The organism is Paenibacillus roseus (assembly GCF_016424485.1).
In the GTDB taxonomy this organism is placed as follows: Bacteria; Bacillota; Bacilli; order Paenibacillales; family Paenibacillaceae; genus Paenibacillus_D; species Paenibacillus_D roseus.
The window spans coordinates 1-18,245 of the sequence record NZ_JAELUP010000014.1 but is presented as its reverse complement, the minus strand read 5'-3'; the positions used below and the strand labels follow the sequence as shown (position 1 = coordinate 18,245).

The window sequence follows — 18,245 nt, the reverse complement described above, 5'->3', positions numbered from 1 at the left end:
GAGCTGCCGTTCCATAGACGAAATTACATCCCATCCACAAAGGAACATCATTTTCACAGCTTTTTTCGGAATTTAAGAGAGCTGCTCTTGCATAAAAAGGCGTGCTTGCACCCGTTCGCAAACACGCCCTGTCTTCTCATGATGAATTTACAACGACTGGCTCCAGTCATGAACGACATGACCGTCCAGGAATTTCTCGCAATCCAGCGCAGCCATACAGCCGCTGCCCGCAGCCGTAATGGCCTGGCGGTATTTCTGATCTTGCACATCTCCGCAAGCGAAGATGCCAGGGATATTCGTCTCCGACGTTCCTGGCTTCACCAGAATATATCCTGTCTCATCTGTATCGATTTGACCGCCAAGGAATTTTGTATTTGGTGTATGACCGATTGCGACAAACAGTCCGTCTGTCTCAATAACCTCTTCCTCGCCGGTCACGTTATCCGTAACTTTAAGTCCTGTAACTCCCTTGTCGCCTGCAATAACTTCAAGAGGCGTCTTGTTCAGACTCCACTTGATTTTCTCATTCTCTTGGGCGCGGTCCTGCATAATTTTGGAGGCACGCAATTCCTCCCTGCGATGTACAAGCACCACTTCGCTTGCAAAACGCGTCAAGAAGTTTGCCTCCTCCATTGCCGAATCGCCGCCGCCGACAACGACAATCTTTTTACCACGGAAAAAGAAACCGTCACAGGTTGCGCAAGTACTGACACCGCGTCCGATATTGTCCTTTTCGCCTGGAATGCCCAAATATTTCGCCGATGCTCCGGTAGAGATGATCAACGTCTCTGCTGTCAGTTCGCCCTGTCCCTCCACCTGAAGCTTGAACGGGCGTTGGGATGTGTCAACGGAATTAACCCAGCCGGTTTTGAATTCGGCCCCGAAGCGCTCTGCTTGTTTACGCATATTCGCCATCAGTTCAGGTCCCATGATGCCGTCGGGAAAACCAGGGAAGTTCTCTACTTCTGTAGTCGTCGTAAGCTGTCCGCCCGGTTCCGGCCCCTCAATAACGAGCGGGTTCAGATTGGCCCGAGCCAAATAAATGGCCGCAGTCAGACCAGCCGGTCCTGTGCCGATAATAATAGATTTATACATCCTTCATTACCTCCCTTGCACACTTTGCAATGTTATCTGTTATTTTCAGTCGTTTGAAAATTCTCCGAATTGCGGAAAAACCGTCTTCATCTTTTCTTTGATGCCGCAGGCCTCGTCAATCATTCTGGCATATTTGCTAACCGTTGATATGGATACCTGATAGCGCATGGATACTTCGTGATAGGAAGTTTCCCTCCTGTGCATCTTTGCCGTCAAGTATTCCAAAGCAGCAGACCAGCCCTCCACCTTATTTATCTTGGGAGTGGCGGGATACACGCGAGTCAAATATTCCACCCATAGCGTCAGCAGATCATGCTGTTGAACCAGATCATACTGCTTGCCCATCCGAGCCAAAGCAGCCTCAAGCACTTCCTGCCATTTTTCCTCCCAGACCGGAAGTCTGGATGGGATCAGATTAGATTCTACAACCGTCTGCTTGCCTTCGAGTACAGCGTCTAACGGATCGTGGACACCGATTGATCTCAGAACGAAAATGGCGATCCGCTTCAAGTAGTCATCCTCGTCAGGCTCCAGCACAAATTCACGGAGCGCATCCTTGACTTCATCATCCGCAATCATCCCTAACGCCTGAATCACTTGAAGCTTCGTCTGCCTATCCCCATGGCGCAGCGCCCAGAAAAATGAAGAGCGCACCAATGGGTCGCGCTTCAGATGATCCGGCAGCCCGCTGGAGGATTTCTCCCACAGCCTGAATTGCTCTTCAAACGGCAAGTGATAGTGGTAACTGCTCGGCGGCGGCTCTTCACCGCTGCGAACCCGTTCCAACTGATCCAGATAATATTTAGGAATATCCGATCCCGGATCGAGCTTGGCTGTCTGTCTCCACAAGCGCTCGGCTTCCTGCAACCTGCCCAAATTACTGGCCGCAATTGCGGTATAATGGTGGAGGCACGGGTCCTGCTGCAAAGAAAGGTCCTTCAGCAACCTGACAAAATGGCGATGGGCCGTTTCATGCTCACCAAGTATGCCCATTGTCGTCGCCAGCTTGAATACATGTTCATGATGGAACGGATAGGTTTTCTTCAATAGTTCGATAAGGGGGGCAAGCTGCTCCTGCTGATCTGAATGCTGATAAAAAATCGCCAGATTGCACAGAGCATGCAAATTCCCCGATTCAAGCTTTAACACTTCCTGAATCGTCTCCATCGCCTTATCAAAAAGCCCCATATAATAATAGGCAAGCGCTAGGTTATTCCGGGCCGCCAGAAAATCATTGTATTTTTCGACAATGCCCTCCAGAACCCGAACAGCCTCGACAAACTTCCCCTCTTCCAGCAATATCCTGGCCTGGTCATGCTCATACAAGCCTTCGCGCGACTTGATGACCGCCTGCTTAGGCGGCCGCTCCAGCTCATATTGCAAAAGCTCCATCATTTCCTCGGCTTCATCCAGAAATTGTCCTTCTTCATCCTCTTCCAGATAGCGGACAAGTGAGTCCTCCGCTGCCTCATACTGCTCCATATTGGCAAAATTATTCGCCATATAGAAATGGCACTCGGTCATGGACGGATCCAGTTCCTTTACAATCGTGCCTAGTATACGGTTTGACTCCTCATAGTTGCCCATTTCCGACAAGATGCCCGCCATATTGCAATGATTGACCGGATTGTCCGGTTCGTAATCGACGGCCCGGCGGAAATATTTGAGTGCCTTGTCATAATGGAGTCGGTCTAGCGACCGGACCGCACGCTCGAAAAAAAAGGTGGCATCCAGTTGAATGGGAATGACGTTGGATGTTTTGCTCACAGCCGCATGCTTCTTTTCTTTCAACGCAAGGCACCTCCTTATTACGGGCGAATTTGCTTAAGATTATACCACAGTCGGCCAAGGAATACACAAGCGGGAATCTCCCTTTCTTAGGTGTCCCGCGATCTCGCAGAACAGGCAGCAGGGGTCCATCATGCCTGCTGCCTGTCTTGGCTCAACTATTAAATTCCTGCATTTTTGAACAGCGTGCTGATTGAACCGCCCTGCATGATGATGCGTGTCGCTTCAGCCAGCATCGGCGCCACCGACAGTACCTTGAAACGGTCGGAGTGGCTGTCTGGAAGAGCAATTGAATCCGTAACTACAACTTCCTTAATAAAAGGATGGTCCAGGCGCTGCAGCGCAGGACCGGAGAATAGCGGATGCGTCGCGCAGACATAAATGTCTCCTGCCCCGCGCTCCTTCAAACTTTCCACGACATTGACAATCGTCGTTCCCGTATCAATCAGGTCCTCGATAATAATAGCTGTCTGTCCTTGAACATCCCCGATCACGTGGGTAATGACAGACTCGTTATGCGCCGGTCTCTTTTTGATCATAATTGCAAATGGCGAATCGAGATGATTGGCCAGCTTCTCTGCTGTCGACGCCCGGCCTGCGTCAGGAGATACCACAACCGGATTTTCAATATTCTTGGATTTCAGATAGTCACTCAGCAGATCGAGCGCAGTCAGGTGGTCCACTGGAATATTGAAGAAGCCTTGAATAGCTGGCGCGTGCAAGTCAATGGTGATAACACGACTTGCGCCGACTGTTGTCAGTACATCGGCCAGCATTTTTGCCGAGATCGGCTCACGCGGAGCCGCTTTTCGCTCTTGGCGGGCATAACCGTAGTACGGAACAATAACGTTGATCGTCCGCGCGGATGCCCGCTTCGCCGCATCAATCATCACCAGCAGCTCGACAAAAAATTCATTGATCGGATGAGAGAACGACTGGACTAGGAATACATCGCAATTCCGAATTGTCTCTTCATAGTGAACATAAATCTCGCCGCTTTTGAATCTGGATACCTTAATACTGCCGAGTGTCTGTCCGAGTTCCGCACAAATACGTTCGGCCAATTTTGGGTTTGAGGAACCTGAAAAAATACGCAACTTGTCGCTAAACATGATACCCTCCTGAGCTTTTGGAAACAAATTCTTCATGATTCAGCCGTAGTTTGTTCAACATACAAGATTTAAATCACTTCTCGCATATCAACAGTTTTTTTTCGCGCGGCCTTTCGCCGAAGGGCATATTGGGATGACATCTTCGGGGCAGTCGCCTACGCTTGAACTATTAACATTATACATACATTTTGGTATTTTTCAAAAGCCTATCATGGTTCGTTTGCGTTTATTAAACGTCGCAAGCTGAGAAAATCCGACTTCTTTCAACTGCTCGCGCGCCTGATCCAAATATTGCCCAAGTCTCTCAGGCTGGTGGGCATCTGATCCGATTGTAATCGGGATGCCTAATTCCAGGGCGTATTTGAGCATTCGGCGGCTCGGGAACATTTCCTCCGCGGGCATCCGCAATCCCGATGCATTCAGCTCAATAGCCAAATCATGGCGCTTCACCGCTTCAAGCGCAGCATTTTCCAATTCCGTCACATCTTCTTCGGGCTTGAAGCCGAATCGCTTGATGACATCAATATGTCCGATATAATCATACAACCCGGAAGCTGCCGCCTTCTGTACCGCATCATAATAAGTTCGGTATACATCAAGCCGGTTCCGGCCTTCCCAGCCATGCGTCTGACGGAAATCCGTCACATCCCACTCGCCCAGGAAATGAACAGAGCCAATCACATAATCCCACTCGTAGGCGTTAATGATCTGCTCCAGTTCCTTCTCCCAACCTTCAATGTAGTCGGCCTCCAGACCAACCCGGATATCAATGACTCCCTTGTACTTTTCCTTAAGCGCGTAGCATTCCTCCACATAGTGAGGAAGCTCCTCCATCGGCATCGCCATCTCCGGGTAATAGGCAGCAGGATCCACATGGACAAGAGGGATGTGATCAGACAGGCCGATCTGGCCAAGCCCAATCTCAATCCCTCTCTTCACGTAATCCTCAAGGCTGCCGACCGCATGACCACAGCGGGCATGATGCGTGTGATAATCAATCAGCATTCGGCAACCTCTCTATCTCATTTTATTTGTAGTTGGCTTATTATGGCGCGCGCCCAATTCCCGCATCACATCATCAAGCGGCAACCCGCGTTCCCGCAGCAGCACCATCAAGTGGAAAATCAGATCGCTGACTTCGCTTCGCAACTCGTCATTGTCCTGATTTTTCGACGCGATAATAACCTCCGCCGACTCTTCGCCAACCTTCTTCAAAATTTTGTCCACGCCTTTTTCAAATAAATAGGTCGTGTAGGCTCCGCTCGGACGCTCCGCATACCGCTCTGCAATTGTCGCTTCCAACTGATTCAGCATGGCAAAACGATCCCCGGCTTCTCTTGGATCATCCGTAGCCCCTTCCACCGGAATGTCGTTGTAAAAGCAGCTATAGCGTCCGGTGTGGCATGCCGCGCCCTGCTGTTCAACACGGACCAGCAGCGTGTCTCCGTCACAGTCATATTTGATCGAGCGGATTTTCTGGATATGCCCCGAGGTCGCGCCTTTATGCCATAACTCCTGTCTGGAACGGCTCCAGAACCAGGTCTCCCCGCTCTCAACTGATTTTTGCAGCGATTCCCGGCTCATATATGCCATCATTAACACTTCCTTGCTCACCGCATCCTGAACAATCGCCGGAACCAGTCCGTCACGGTCCCATTTTACCGCATCCAGGCTAAATGCCTGTTCTGTCATCGCACCTCGACTCCCCTCATCCGCAAATCCTGTTTCACATCTCCGATTGTCATTTCCTTGTAGTGGAAAATCGTGGCCGCCAGCCCCGCATCCGCATGGCCATTTTCGAATATTTCATGAAAATGCTCCACCTTCCCTGCACCGCCCGAGGCAATCACAGGAATCCGAACAAAGTCCGATACGGCTCGTGTCAGCTTTACATCGAAGCCATCCTTCGTTCCATCGGCATCCATGCTGGTCAAGAGCAGCTCGCCTGCGCCCAGCCGCTCCGCTTCCTTCACCCATTCCAGTGCGCGGATACCTGTGGCGCTCCGCCCCCCGTGCGTATAGACTTCCCATTCGCCCCATTCTGGGTTGAACTTGGCATCAATGGCAACTACGATGCATTGGGAGCCAAATACGCGCGCGCCGTCCGAAATAAGGGAGGGATTTTTTACAGCAGCTGTATTTATGCCAATCTTGTCCGCACCTGCCCGAAGCAGACGCTTCATATCATCGACATGTGAGATGCCGCCGCCCACCGTGAACGGAATTGTAACTTCCTCTGCCGTCCTCCGCACCACATCGACCATCGTCGCCCGGCCTTCATGGGAAGCGGAAATATCGAGAAAAACCAGCTCATCCGCCCCTTCACGGTCATAGGTTGCGGCAAGCTCCACCGGATCACCGGCATCGCGGAGATTGACGAAATTGACTCCCTTAACGACTCGACCGTCTTTCACATCCAGACAAGGTACTATTCGTTTGGCTAACATGATACCCTCCTCCTTTGCTGCCTTAGCTCTGCTGCAGTTGACTTCCTGCGATCCGGCTTTTCCCCGAAGCCAGCGCAAGAAAGTTGCCGAGCAGTTGCATACCGAGGTCCCCGCTTTTCTCCGGATGGAATTGCATGCCCAGTACATTCCCCTTGCCTACGATCGCCGTCACGTCCTGATAATAATCCGTGGTAGCCAGGAGGTTGTCCTCATGCTCCGGCTTTACATGGTAAGAGTGTACGAAATAGACATATCCTTCTTCAAGGCCGTTAAAAAGCGGACTGCTCTGGCGAAATTCGAGCTTGTTCCACCCCATATGCGGCACCTTGTAGTCACCCTGGAACCGGACAACACGGCCGGCCATAAGGCCCAGCCCTTCATTATCACCATACTCCTCGCCATGGGCAAACAGCAGCTGCATGCCCAGACAAATGCCAAGCAGCGGCTTGCCCGATTCCGCATAGAAGCGGGTCACCTCGTCCAGTCCTGTATTGCGCAAATTTTGCATCGCATCGCCAAATGCCCCTACACCGGGCAAAATCGCCCCATCGGCATCAAGAATGATCTGCGGATCTGCGGTCACGACCGCCTCGTAGCCCAGTCTTTCTACCGCCTTGCTGACGCTGTACAAATTTCCCATGCCGTAATCAATGATTGCAATCATCTTACAGCACTCCCTTCGTCGACGGCACTCCTTGTACGCGGGGATCAATCGCGGTGGCTTCATCCAGCGCACGTCCTAGCGCTTTGAACACCGCCTCCACCATATGATGGGTATTGCGGCCGTAATGAACAATGACATGCAGGGTGATTCTGGCTTCGAGCGCCAGCTTCCAGAGAAATTCATGCACCAGTTCGGTGGAGAAGCTGCCAATATGCTCTGACGGGTACTCGGCCCTATATTCGAAGTGAGGGCGATTACTGACATCAATTACTACCTGAGCCAGCGCCTCATCCATCGGTACAAATACGCTGGCGTAGCGCTTAATGCCCTTCTTGTCCCCCAGCGCCTCGCGCAGCGTGTGGCCCAGACAAATCCCGATATCCTCCACGGTATGGTGATCGTCGATATCAACATCACCCCGAGCGTCCACAGTCAGATCAAACTGGCCATGCTTGACGAACAAATCCAGCATATGATTGAGAAATGGAACATCGGTCTCAATATTCGCCGTTCCCGTACCGTCCACGCCAAAGGACAGCTTGATATCCGTTTCATTCGTTTTGCGCGCCACTTCGGCTGTGCGCTGCTTTGCTTCCGTCATTTTCCTTCGCCCTTCTTTCTGTATGAATGCCTATCCATTTTCTGTCTGTCATTCCTTAAGCATTTAGCTCCCGCTCCAACCGCACCTCGATTGCTCGTGCATGGCCTTCCAGGCCTTCATGCCGCGCCAACGCAATAATATGCTCGCCATTTTGCAGCAGCGCTTCCTTGCTGTAATAAATCAGACTCGATTTTTTAATATAATCGTCCACATTGACCGGCGAGGAGAAACGTGCCGTTCCATTCGTCGGCAGGATATGATTCGGGCCAGCAAAATAATCCCCCACCGGCTCCGAACTGTAAGCACCAATGAAGATCGCTCCCGCGTTTTCGATTCTGCCAAGCAGTTCCATCGAATCCTTCGTCATAATTTCCAGATGCTCAGGCGCCAGCTTGTTAATGACCTCAATCCCCTCATCAATCGATGACGTCAGCAGGATGGCCCCGTAGCTCTCAATTGACTTGCGGGCGATCTCCTCTCGCGGAAGCTCCTTAAGCTGGCGTTCCACCTCTTGAGATACAGCCTCGGCGAGGTCCTTGGAGGACGTCACCAGAATGGAAGACGCCATCTCGTCATGCTCGGCTTGTGAAAGTAAATCTGCCGCCACATAGACCGGATTAGCCGTATCGTCTGCCAGGACAGCAATTTCGCTCGGTCCGGCAATGCTGTCAATATTGACTACCCCGAACACCAGTCGTTTGGCGAGCGCAACATAGATATTGCCCGGACCTGTAATTTTGTCTACCGGCTCAATCGTCTCCGTCCCGTAAGCCAGCGCTGCAATCGCCTGAGCGCCTCCAACACGATACAATTCTTTTACACCGGCTTCCGCCGCTGCCACCAGAATGAACGGATTAATCCCTTCCTGTCCTCCCGTAGATGGCGGTGTCACCATCACAATCTCCGGAACCCCCGCTACCTGCGCAGGAATGACGTTCATCAGCACGGAGGAAGGATAAGCCGCTTTGCCGCCAGGGACATAGACACCCACACGCCTCAGCGGACGGATAATCTGGCCAAGAAGCGTACCGTCAGGCTGCAAGTCCATCCAGGAATTGCGCTTCTGCTTCTCATGGAAGGCGCGTATATTGGCAGCCGCTTTGCGGATCGCTGTCAAAAACGCAGCGTCGACATGAGCGTAGGCTGCCTGGATCTCCGCTTCCGTCACCCTCAGCTTGCCGGCATCAAGCTTGATCCGGTCATGCTGCTCCGTATATCGCAACAGCGCCGTATCGCCTTCCTTGCGCACGGCCTCTACGATCTCTCTTGCCGCTTCATTCTGGGCAGACGTTCCGTACTCCACCTCGCGGCTTAAATTAAATTGCTCTGCAGGAATGATCCGCATGTTTGTGTACCCCTTTCTCTCTGTCAGCTTCCCTGGCCGTCTACAGCGATCCGGAAGCTTCTCGGCTCTTTACCCACGCTGGACGGTGATCGCTGCATGCAGAAGGTCGCACAGGTTTTGTATTTTCGCGTTCTTCATCCGGTAGCTTACCCGGTTGGCAATCAGACGGCTGGTAATCCCAAATATCGTCTCCATCTCCACAAGACCGTTCTCACGCAGCGTCTGTCCTGTCTCTACCATATCTACAATCCGGTCGGCCAGCCCGATCAGCGGAGCCAGCTCGATGGAGCCATTCAGCTTGATGACCTCCACTTGCTGCCCTTGCTCCCGAAAATATTGGGAAGCCACATTCGGATATTTCGTCGCCACTCTCGGATGAATCGATGGCGCCCAGTCCGGCAGCCCGATTACAGACATGCGGCACTTGGCAATTCCAAGGTCCAACAGCTCGAATACATCCTTGTTTTCCTCCATCAGGACATCCTTGCCGACGATGCCGATATCCGCCACGCCGTACTCCACATAGGTCGGCACATCGACCGGCTTCGCCATGATGAACTCCATATCCATTTCCGGCAATTCAATGACCAGCTTGCGCGTATCATCAAAATCGCTCGGAATCGGCAGCCCCGCCTCACGGAACAGCTTGGAGGCCTGCTTGTAAATTCTGCCCTTGGGCATCGCTACTTTTAATGTATTCATGTTCGGCTGGCTCATCAGACAGTACCTCCCTTGATCTGGCTGCTCTGGAAGGGCACAACCGCCGAGTAGCTCTTGCCCTTGTACGTCAGTGGGAGCGCCACGCCTGCCGCTCCAGGAGCCCAACTATCCCAATCCTCGACGCGCTCGGTCACAACTACGTCCCCTTGCTCACGATAGCGTGCAGCCGCTAGCAACGCCCCTTCACGGCTATGTGTGTCGTAACCGATCAGAACCCGCTTCTTCTCCTCACCATGCCCGGAACGGACCAGGTCCAGAATGCGCGTTGTTTTCAAAGCAAAGCCAGTCGCCGGCGCTGGTCTGCCGAACTGGCTCAGCAGATTGTCATAGCGTCCTCCGCTTGCGACAGGAAATCCGAGATCCGCCGCATAGCCTTCGAATGTCATGCCCGTATAATACGAGAAATCTCCGATCATCGTCAGATCGATAAGTACATGCTCGCACACGCCGTAAGCCTTCAGCACATCCCAAACTTCGCACAAGTGGCGAATTGAGGCTTTGGCTGTCTCATTGGCACTGAACTCCAGCGCCTGCTCGCAAATTTCCTGACCGCCCCGCAGCCGGAGAATGCCCTCCAGACCACGCTCCAATTCTGTGCTCAGTTGAAGCTGGCGAAGCTGCTCACGGTAGCCGACATAATCACGGCGCAGCAGGCAGGACTTCAACTGTTCCTGCGCTTCAGACTGACCGCTTAGCGTCTCCTCCAGCAGTCCGTTCAGAAAGCCCACATGCCCAACCGCAATCTTGAATCGTTCTACCCCGGCCGCTTGCAGCGAAGCAATCGACAACGCCACGACCTCAGCATCCGCTTCAGCGGAAGCATCCCCGATCAACTCTACTCCTGTTTGGAAAAACTCCGCTTCGCGCCCTGCTTCCTCTTCGATCGCTCTAAATATATTGGAATGGTAAGACAGACGCAGCGGATATTCCGCATCTTTGAGAAGGGAACTAGCTACTCTAGCGATCGGGGAGGTCATATCCGAACGAAGCACCAGTGTCGTACCACGGTTATTTAACAGCTTGAACAGCTTCTGGTCAGATGTTGAACTGGCAACCCCAACCGTATCATAATACTCGATAGTAGGCGTCATAATTTGCTCGTAACCCCATGCGCTCATGCAAGCCAGGACGCGGCCCTCAATATGGCGCAGCCTGGAAACGGCATGCGGCAAATAATCCTTTACCCCGATTGGCTTTTCAAATACTTTTGGTTTGGACACATTGTTCACCTACATCACTTTAATTTATTAAAGCATTAACAAGTTACCATACTGCCAAAATAAAGATTTAGTTCACTTTATCATGGAAAATAAGCTTCGTCAAGCGTTAACGGCTTTGCCTTGCTGCAACAAGAAGAAGCTTCGTTTCGCACAGAAACAGAGGACGTTTAAAAGCAGAAACAGTAGGTCATTTATAACCGGAACAATTCTCTGCCCCGCAGCGTTCCCCTCGCTAGAAATCAAGCACTGATCACATATAAGGCTACTATTTCAAAAAAAGGATTGCCGTGGCGGCACAATGGCGAGCCGAGGCAATCCAGTTTCAGTTTTTGAAATTAGTTGACTAGATTATGGCCTGTGTTCTTCCTCGGATCGGCTGTTCCCAATCTCGCGAAACGGATTTCCGCCTACAAAGCTATAAGGGGCAACGTCCTTATGAACAACAGACCCAGCAGCTACGACTGCATGGTCGCCAATGGTCACACCCGGGAGAATCGTTGTATTGGCCCCGATCATCACATTTTGTCCAATCTTCACGTTTCCGAGCCTATATTCCTTGATCAAATACTCATGCGTGAGAATTGTCGTGTTGTAGCCGATAATTGTATTCTCGCCCACTTCAATTCGTTCCGGAAAGAACACGTCGACCATAACCATGAGCGCAAAGGCCGTATGCTTCCCCACCTTCATCCCCAGCACCTTTGTATATATCCAATTCTTGACCGGGAGAATCGGACAATAACGGGCTATCTGAATGAAAATAAAATTGCGCACAGCCTTCCAAGGGCTGACGGTTCTATATACTTGCCACAATGCATTCGGGCCTTCTACCGGATATCGCTCAACTTTTCGCAAGCGGCTCCCGCTCCAATCCAATGATTTCGTATAAATCACGCATGTCATTTAGCATGAAACGCGCCCCTGCCTCCCAGAGCAAGGCCTCCTCTTTCAATGACCAGGCAACACCTACAGGGATGACCCCGGCACTGACGGCGGACATCATGTCTACCGGACTGTCTCCAACCATTAATGTACTTCCTGGGTCCCCTCCAAGCCGCTCCAGCGCTTTCAGAACCGGCTCCGGGTGCGGCTTTGGATGAACAACATCCTCTACAGTAATCACGGCCCCAAAAACATCCGGAACCTGCAAAAATTTCAGACTGCGCTCCGTGGACATCCTAACCTTGGTCGTCACTACGCCAATCTGGATACCTGCCTGATGAAGCGACTCAATAACCTCCAGCACATTCGGGAACAGACAGACCAGTTCGTCGTGAAGCTCCCGATTGCGGACTCGGTAAGCTGCCTCCAAATGGGAGACATCCTCCAAACCGGAAAATCGCTGCAACTGTACTTGAAGCGGCAAACCCATACTTTGAATCAGTTGTTCTCTGGCAAACTCCGTTGGAGCCACTTCCTTTAGAGCGTGCAGAAACGATTGAATGATCAGTTCATTGGTATCTAAAATGGTTCCGTCCAGATCTAAAAGGACGGTCTTAATTGATGTTTTCAACTCTAGCTCTCCTTGTCTCCATCCTTATTTGTCAGTTGGAGGACTTGCATCGGCATCGGCATTCGCGTCAGCGTCAGCATTAGCACCAGTATCGGCATCGGCTTGAGCCTTAGATTTGACAACGCGATCCTTAGCCTGGGCAGCTGCTACTGATGCCGCCTCCGATTTGTCAGTTTTGGTGGAGTGAATCGGATCATTGTAGCGTACAATAGCCATTCCGGTCGCCCTGCGAATCACAATAAACGCAATGCCCAGCAGTACGAGGATAAGGGCCACAATTTGTGAAATACGAACATTGCCGTAAGCTGGATTGAGATATCCTTGCTCGAACACTGCCGTCATCGGCGACCAGAGTCCGTTTACCAAGCTTTCCAACCAGGCCGGACCTTGGAAGGCCAGACTGTCGGTACGCAGCGCCTCAATATAGAATCTGCCGACGGAATACCAGATAAAATAGAACATTAGCAGTTCGCCCGTACGCAGAAATGATTGACGACGCAATATAAACATTAACAGCAATCCCAGCAAGCTCCACAGCGATTCATATAAAAACGCAGGATGATGGAATACACCTGTGGCAACCTCCATCTGATTAACGATCCAGTCGGGTAAATGAAGCGTGTTTCTCAGAAAACTCTCTTGGACTGGCCCGCCATATGCCTCCTGATTCACAAAGTTGCCCCAGCGGCCAACCATCTGACCGGCTATTAGCGACGGCGCACAAATATCCGCCAGGCGCAAGAAACTGTAGCCTTTATAGCGAAAATAGAAAAAGCCGCATATAAACGCTCCGATCAAAGCTCCATATATCGCAATACCGCCATTCCATATTTTAAAGACATCGGCAAAATTGCCTTTATACTCGTCCCATTTGAAAGCGACATAATAAATTCTCGCCCCTATAATTGCCGACGGCACGCCAAGGAGCAGTAAATCCATGAAGAAGTCCGGAGACAGCCCGAATCGCTTGCCCTCTCTAATTGCAAGCAACAGGCCGATCAGCGCGGCCGAGCCAAGGATAATACCATACCAGTTGACGGCGATTGGCCCTAAATGAAACGCAACCGGATTAAGTTTCAACAAGTTCATGAATACCGGACTCCTTTACTATTAATTACTCATAATCATCCATATCCTCAGCAATTGTCTCCGTCAGCTTATTCGTAAATTGCAGTGCTGCATTATAGCCCATACGCTTCAAGCGGAAATTCATGGCGGCGACCTCAATAATAACGGCCAGATTTCGTCCAGGACGTACCGGTACAGTGACTAGCGGTACATCGGTATCAATAATGCGCGTAGTCTCTTCATCAAGTCCAAGACGATCATATTGCTTTTCCTGCTGCCAATTCTCAAGCTTGATGACTACACTGATTCGTTTGGCTGTTCGGACTGCGCCGGCGCCAAACAACGTCATGGCGTTAATAATGCCAAGGCCGCGAATTTCAAGCAGATGCCGGATCAGCTCAGGAGCAGAACCGACAAGCTGCCCGTCGGACATCTGGCGGATCTCTACCGCATCATCGGCTATAAGGCGATGTCCGCGTTTGACCAGTTCCAGAGCGGTTTCACTTTTACCGATACCGCTGCTGCCTGTTATCAGCATTCCAATGCCATATATATCGACCAGGACACCATGGATAGTAGCAGTAGGGGCAAGACGATTCTCCAGAAAATTTGTAATCCGGCTGATCAGATGTGTCGTTGCGATTTGACTGCGCAGCAGCGGCAGCTGCTTGCGGTCCGACTCATCCAGAAGCTCCTGCGGAACTTCCTGGCCGCGGGTAATAATGATACAAGGGGTTGCATCATCACAAAGCTTTTCCATGCGCCCTCTGCGCTCGGCGCTATCCAGCGTATCCAGAAAAGCTAGCTCAGTCTTCCCCAAAATTTGAACCCGCTCGATCGGATGATGGTTGAAATACCCAGCAACCTCAAGTCCCGGGCGATACAGATCATCTACCGTAATTCCCCGCCTCAGTCCATCCTCTCCCGCTAATATTTCCAATTGGAACTGTTGTACCAGTTCAGATACCTTCACCTTTTTGGGCACTATTATGGCCTCCCTCACGCCCATGCAATGATGCCAGGGACTCAATTTTCGTCTTTTCCCAATGTATCCATCGTAAAGGAAAAAAGCGCTGAAAGCAATGTCTGCCGTTCTTGCAACGCTTTTTTGTTATTGAAATTGCAGTTCAGTCGTCTGCCTCGATAAAAACTCAACCAGATTACCTTTTCTCTTCGTATGCGACAAACCCAGCACCTATGCGGTACTGGGTTTGTATTGAACAAAAACTCTATTAGTTTGAGGACTCTCTTGATGAAAGAACCTGCTTGCACAAGAAAAATTAGTTGTGCAGGAGAATACTCAACTCATTCTCAGTATCGAACAGATGAACTTTGTTCATGTCGATAGCAAGCTTGATGTTGGAGCCTTCTTTAATTGTAGAACGTCCATCAACACGGCCGATTACAGTGTCATTGCCCAAACCGTTCAGGTAAATGTTTTTCTCGTAACCCAGGTTCTCAACAACCTCTGCCAAAGCAGTTACGATTGTTGCTGGAGAAGCTTCCAGAAATACAGGCTCATCATGCAGGTCTTCAGGACGGATGCCAATGATTACTTCTTTGCCCACATAACCTTTCTCACGGATGATTTTTGCTCTGCCTTCTGGGAACGCAACGTCGATTCCAGTTGTTTTAAAGTTAACGGAACCACCCTTTTCCGTCAGTGTACCTCTGATGAAGTTCATGGACGGGGAACCGATAAAGCCAGCTACGAAAATGTTAACCGGATGGTTATACAGCTCTTCAGGGGAAGCAGATTGTTGAATGAAACCGTCTTTCATAACAACGATACGGTCACCCATCGTCATCGCCTCAACCTGGTCATGCGTTACGTAGATAACAGTTGTCTCAAGACGCTTAGCGAGTTTAGTAATCTCAGCACGCATCTGTCCACGCAGCTTGGCATCCAAGTTAGAGAGCGGCTCATCCATCAAGAATACTTGCGGCTCACGAACGATCGCACGGCCCAAGGCAACCCGTTGACGCTGACCACCGGAAAGTGCCTTTGGTTTACGATCAAGCAAATGCTCGATGTCCAAAATTTTAGCAGCTTCACGAACACGCTTGTCGATGTCTGCTTTTTTGAATTTACGCAATTTCAAACCAAACGCCATGTTTTGGTACACGTTCATGTGCGGGTACAAAGCATAGGATTGGAATACCATTGCAATATCACGATCTTTAGGAGCAACATCGTTAACAAGACGCTCGCCAATGAACAGTTTACCTTCAGAGATTTCTTCCAGACCTGCAATCATCCGAAGTGTAGTCGATTTCCCGCAACCGGACGGTCCAACCAAAACAAGAAACTCCTTGTCTTTAATGTCCAAATTAACATCAGTAACAGAAGCCTTATCGGAACCGGGATATTTTTTGTAGACATGTTCTAAACGTACGCCTGCCATTTATATTTCCCCCTAAACAATTGGTTTTATTATATTCCTATCTTATCTCAGACCTGTGCGAATGACTATGCACATACTTTACAAAAAAACTATCTCCTTTTCGTCACTTTGTACAATAGTAAAATAATTTTTACAAGTACAGCGTCACTGAATACACGTACATCCAGGCCTGTTTCCTGCTTCAGCTTATCCAGTCGGTACAACAGTGTATTGCGGTGGATATATAGCTTTTTGGCTGTTTCGCTAACATTGCAGTCCAGTCCAAAGAAGGTCTCCAGCGTCATCAGAATCTCCGGTTCAATAATCACGTCGGAACGGTTCAGCATTTGTTCCATATACAATGCGCGCTGGGCTTCCGGGATGCTGTTGAGCAGTCTCTCCAAGTGCAGCAGCCACGACAGATGAATATTTTCCCCGATATGGAACTTTCGCCCTAAGTACACCGTTTCTTGCAGCAAAGATAACGTCTCTATAATAGAAGTAGCGGGAATTACAGGATGAGAGACCGCAAGGTGGCATTCACCAATCCATTCGCTTGCCAGCATGCCATGAAGCCCGGAACAGATGGAGAACAACATCTCCTCTACTGTCTCTTCTTCACCTTCCCGCTCCTCATTATCCCCCTCACTCAATAGAGATACGGGCGCCAGTATAAGCCATTCCTGTGTTTTGAGCGGAATCAGCAGCACATCCTCTTCGAAAAAAGAATTTAACAGCTTTTCAAGCTCTGAATATGTGTTGCTTGGCGGAACATGCTCGCTCACAAGGAGAAACGGCACCATTTCGGAGAACAGCTTTCCCCCGATAGTCAAATGATCCGGCACAATAGCGCCTTTGGAACCGCTATCGAATTCAAATTGAATCCATTCTCCCAACTCGGCAAGCTGTGCGCCCGCTTCATTGCCTTTGTTAACTTCCTGCCTGGTCTGCTTCAAATGTACAATTGTCCAACCAAGCAGTGCCTCTTCCCTTTCTGTTATCTGTTCACGGGGAATTTCCAGCACTTGCAGATTCCGTCGCTCTGAAAACACTACAATCCACAGTTTATTATTAACTACAGCCGAATTTCCCGGCCTTGGTGATATAGCTGGATCAGCTGACAAAGAACCCACCTGATCCTCCCACTCGCTTGTCTTGATCTGAAACAAGCGTGTCGTGCAGCCGAGTATTTTCTCTAGCTGATCCTTCCACTCCATTTTGCTCATTTCGTCATAGCCCCTATCCGAATGTTGAAAGCTTTTTATGTATTGTAACATAATGGAGCCTCAGCTTACACTTTCCTGGCATCGTCGAGACATCTATGTATTCAATCAAAGACAAGAACAAAAAAATCGCCCCGCAGACTAATGGGTCGCAAGGGCTTTACTGAAATTATTGAGCTCTGATTAGAAGATTTCCACTAACGTCTTCATAAGTTGAAAAACGAATCATTAGCAGGAAAAAGGTGGGTATCAAGTCTAAAAAATCAACTTAATACACACCTTTAAAATAAATAGCTAAAAGCTTTAATTAACTCCAAGGGCTTGTGGTGCCCCACCAGCCTCTAGCAATAGACACGAACAGATAGTTTCCTCCTCCTACTGTTGGGAGAAGAGTATTATCAATTGTATGAGGGGTATAACGCTTTAGTGTTGCATAATTTCCTAAACAACAAAAAAACCCACGATAAAATCGCGGGTTCTGATTGTAAACTGGTGAGCCATGAAGGACTCGAACCTTCGACACCCTGATTAAAAGTCAGGTGCTCTACCAACTGAGCTAATGGCTCTTGCTGAAAGACATGGTGGCTCGGGACGGAATCGAACCGCCGACACGAGGATTTTCAGTCCTCTGCTCTACCAACTGAGCTACCGAGCCTTAAAATGGCGGAGCTGACGGGATTCGAACCCGCGGTCTCCTGCGTGACAGGCAGGCATGTTAGGCCTCTACACCACAGCTCCGCAATGATTTTGCCCAAAAAAGACAAAAAAATATAGATGGTGGACGCTGACGGGATCGAACCGCCGACCCTCTGCTTGTAAGGCAGATGCTCTCCCAGCTGAGCTAAGCGTCCTTATGAAATTGGTAGCGGCAGAGGGGATCGAACCCCCGACCTCACGGGTATGAACCGTACGCTCTAGCCAGCTGAGCTATGCCGCCACATTTAGGCTTGTCCAATCAAAATGGAACCAAGCAATTTACACCTTGAAAACTGGATGCGAAAGTGTATGAATCATTTGCTTTAGCTAAAGTCTATAGGATAAGCCCTCGACCGATTAGTACTGGTC

At 50.1% G+C, this 18,245-nt stretch carries 17 protein-coding genes and 5 tRNA genes; all 22 read right to left on the bottom strand.

The window, feature by feature from the left end:
- Window positions 1-147 precede the first annotated feature (147 nt).
- The 22 genes from trxB to JFN88_RS05540 all read right to left on the bottom strand — a co-directional run bounded on the left by trxB (window position 148) and on the right by JFN88_RS05540 (window position 18,117).
- Complete coding sequence (gene trxB, locus JFN88_RS05645; protein WP_199018354.1) at window positions 148-1,095, bottom strand: thioredoxin-disulfide reductase; 948 nt, start codon at window positions 1,093-1,095, stop codon at window positions 148-150.
- A 45-nt stretch (window positions 1,096-1,140) separates the two neighbouring features.
- Window positions 1,141-2,886 (bottom strand): HEAT repeat domain-containing protein, encoded by a 1,746-nt coding sequence (locus JFN88_RS05640; protein WP_199018353.1) that lies wholly within the window; start codon window positions 2,884-2,886, stop codon window positions 1,141-1,143.
- A gap of 158 nt (window positions 2,887-3,044) precedes the next feature.
- Entirely contained in the window at window positions 3,045-3,995 is a 951-nt protein-coding gene (locus tag JFN88_RS05635; RefSeq protein WP_199018352.1) for a ribose-phosphate diphosphokinase, read from the bottom strand.
- A 198-nt stretch (window positions 3,996-4,193) separates the two neighbouring features.
- Complete coding sequence (gene hisJ, locus JFN88_RS05630; RefSeq protein WP_199018351.1) at window positions 4,194-5,000, bottom strand: histidinol-phosphatase HisJ; 807 nt, start codon at window positions 4,998-5,000, stop codon at window positions 4,194-4,196.
- Between the two features lie 12 nt (window positions 5,001-5,012).
- A complete protein-coding gene (hisIE, locus tag JFN88_RS05625; protein WP_199018350.1) occupies window positions 5,013-5,687 on the bottom strand; it encodes a bifunctional phosphoribosyl-AMP cyclohydrolase/phosphoribosyl-ATP diphosphatase HisIE in 675 nt (224 codons plus the stop codon).
- Window positions 5,684-6,442 carry an imidazole glycerol phosphate synthase subunit HisF gene (gene hisF, locus JFN88_RS05620; RefSeq protein WP_199018349.1) on the bottom strand — a complete coding sequence of 253 codons (759 nt, stop codon included), beginning with the start codon at window positions 6,440-6,442 and terminating at the stop codon, window positions 5,684-5,686. Before hisF ends, hisIE begins: the two co-directional genes overlap by 4 nt.
- 22 nt (window positions 6,443-6,464) lie before the next feature.
- Window positions 6,465-7,106 carry an imidazole glycerol phosphate synthase subunit HisH gene (hisH, locus tag JFN88_RS05615; RefSeq protein WP_199018348.1) on the bottom strand — a complete coding sequence of 214 codons (642 nt, stop codon included), beginning with the start codon at window positions 7,104-7,106 and terminating at the stop codon, window positions 6,465-6,467.
- A 1-nt stretch (window position 7,107) separates the two neighbouring features.
- Window positions 7,108-7,707, bottom strand: coding sequence for an imidazoleglycerol-phosphate dehydratase HisB (gene hisB, locus JFN88_RS05610; RefSeq protein ID WP_199018347.1), 600 nt, complete (start codon window positions 7,705-7,707; stop codon window positions 7,108-7,110).
- 55 nt (window positions 7,708-7,762) lie between these two features.
- Window positions 7,763-9,052, bottom strand: coding sequence for a histidinol dehydrogenase (gene hisD / locus JFN88_RS05605; protein WP_199018346.1), 1,290 nt, complete (start codon window positions 9,050-9,052; stop codon window positions 7,763-7,765).
- Window positions 9,053-9,121: 69 nt separating this feature from the next.
- The gene (gene hisG / locus JFN88_RS05600; protein ID WP_199018345.1) at window positions 9,122-9,769 is read right to left on the bottom strand and encodes an ATP phosphoribosyltransferase; all 648 of its coding nucleotides are present in this window, start codon (window positions 9,767-9,769) and stop codon (window positions 9,122-9,124) included.
- Window positions 9,769-10,992 carry an ATP phosphoribosyltransferase regulatory subunit gene (locus JFN88_RS05595; protein ID WP_199018344.1) on the bottom strand — a complete coding sequence of 408 codons (1,224 nt, stop codon included), beginning with the start codon at window positions 10,990-10,992 and terminating at the stop codon, window positions 9,769-9,771. Before JFN88_RS05595 ends, hisG begins: the two co-directional genes overlap by 1 nt.
- A gap of 348 nt (window positions 10,993-11,340) precedes the next feature.
- Complete coding sequence (locus tag JFN88_RS05590) at window positions 11,341-11,847, bottom strand: acyltransferase (RefSeq protein ID WP_199018343.1); 507 nt, start codon at window positions 11,845-11,847, stop codon at window positions 11,341-11,343.
- Window positions 11,834-12,505, bottom strand: coding sequence for an HAD-IA family hydrolase (locus tag JFN88_RS05585; RefSeq protein ID WP_199018342.1), 672 nt, complete (start codon window positions 12,503-12,505; stop codon window positions 11,834-11,836). The genes JFN88_RS05590 and JFN88_RS05585 overlap by 14 nt, the downstream gene beginning before the upstream one ends.
- Window positions 12,506-12,529: 24 nt before the next feature.
- Window positions 12,530-13,594, bottom strand: a complete 1,065-nt coding sequence (gene lgt, locus JFN88_RS05580) for a prolipoprotein diacylglyceryl transferase (protein WP_199018341.1) — start codon at window positions 13,592-13,594, stop codon at window positions 12,530-12,532.
- 25 nt (window positions 13,595-13,619) lie between these two features.
- Complete coding sequence (gene hprK / locus JFN88_RS05575; protein ID WP_332908438.1) at window positions 13,620-14,558, bottom strand: HPr(Ser) kinase/phosphatase; 939 nt, start codon at window positions 14,556-14,558, stop codon at window positions 13,620-13,622.
- A 295-nt stretch (window positions 14,559-14,853) separates the two neighbouring features.
- Window positions 14,854-15,978 carry an ABC transporter ATP-binding protein gene (locus JFN88_RS05570; RefSeq protein WP_199018340.1) on the bottom strand — a complete coding sequence of 375 codons (1,125 nt, stop codon included), beginning with the start codon at window positions 15,976-15,978 and terminating at the stop codon, window positions 14,854-14,856.
- A gap of 89 nt (window positions 15,979-16,067) precedes the next feature.
- A complete protein-coding gene (locus JFN88_RS05565) occupies window positions 16,068-17,183 on the bottom strand; it encodes a PucR family transcriptional regulator (protein ID WP_199018339.1) in 1,116 nt (371 codons plus the stop codon).
- A 487-nt stretch (window positions 17,184-17,670) separates the two neighbouring features.
- A tRNA-Lys gene (locus JFN88_RS05560) sits at window positions 17,671-17,746 on the bottom strand.
- A gap of 13 nt (window positions 17,747-17,759) precedes the next feature.
- Window positions 17,760-17,835, bottom strand: a tRNA-Phe gene (locus JFN88_RS05555).
- 6 nt (window positions 17,836-17,841) lie between these two features.
- Window positions 17,842-17,918, bottom strand: a tRNA-Asp gene (locus JFN88_RS05550).
- Between the two features lie 37 nt (window positions 17,919-17,955).
- Window positions 17,956-18,031, bottom strand: a tRNA-Val gene (locus JFN88_RS05545).
- 9 nt (window positions 18,032-18,040) lie between these two features.
- A tRNA-Met gene (locus JFN88_RS05540) sits at window positions 18,041-18,117 on the bottom strand.
- Window positions 18,118-18,245: the final 128 nt, after the last annotated feature.

Excerpts from the sequence above, each read along its gene's own strand:
- hisJ (WP_199018351.1), bottom strand. The coding sequence starts at position 5,000 with ATGCTGATTGATTATCACACGCATCATGCCCGCTGTGGTCATGCGGTC.
- hisB (WP_199018347.1), bottom strand. The coding sequence starts at position 7,707 with ATGACGGAAGCAAAGCAGCGCACAGCCGAAGTGGCGCGCAAAACGAAT.
- hisH (WP_199018348.1), bottom strand. The coding sequence starts at position 7,106 with ATGATTGCAATCATTGATTACGGCATGGGAAATTTGTACAGCGTCAGC.
- hisIE (WP_199018350.1), bottom strand. The coding sequence starts at position 5,687 with ATGACAGAACAGGCATTTAGCCTGGATGCGGTAAAATGGGACCGTGAC.
- JFN88_RS05635 (WP_199018352.1), bottom strand. The coding sequence starts at position 3,995 with ATGTTTAGCGACAAGTTGCGTATTTTTTCAGGTTCCTCAAACCCAAAA.
- trxB (WP_199018354.1), bottom strand. The coding sequence starts at position 1,095 with ATGTATAAATCTATTATTATCGGCACAGGACCGGCTGGTCTGACTGCG.
- hisF (WP_199018349.1), bottom strand. The coding sequence starts at position 6,442 with ATGTTAGCCAAACGAATAGTACCTTGTCTGGATGTGAAAGACGGTCGA.
- JFN88_RS05570 (WP_199018340.1), bottom strand. The coding sequence starts at position 15,978 with ATGGCAGGCGTACGTTTAGAACATGTCTACAAAAAATATCCCGGTTCC.
- hisG (WP_199018345.1), bottom strand. The coding sequence starts at position 9,769 with ATGAGCCAGCCGAACATGAATACATTAAAAGTAGCGATGCCCAAGGGC.
- JFN88_RS05565 (WP_199018339.1), bottom strand. The coding sequence starts at position 17,183 with ATGAGCAAAATGGAGTGGAAGGATCAGCTAGAGAAAATACTCGGCTGC.
- hisD (WP_199018346.1), bottom strand. The coding sequence starts at position 9,052 with ATGCGGATCATTCCTGCAGAGCAATTTAATTTAAGCCGCGAGGTGGAG.
- lgt (WP_199018341.1), bottom strand. The coding sequence starts at position 13,594 with ATGAACTTGTTGAAACTTAATCCGGTTGCGTTTCATTTAGGGCCAATC.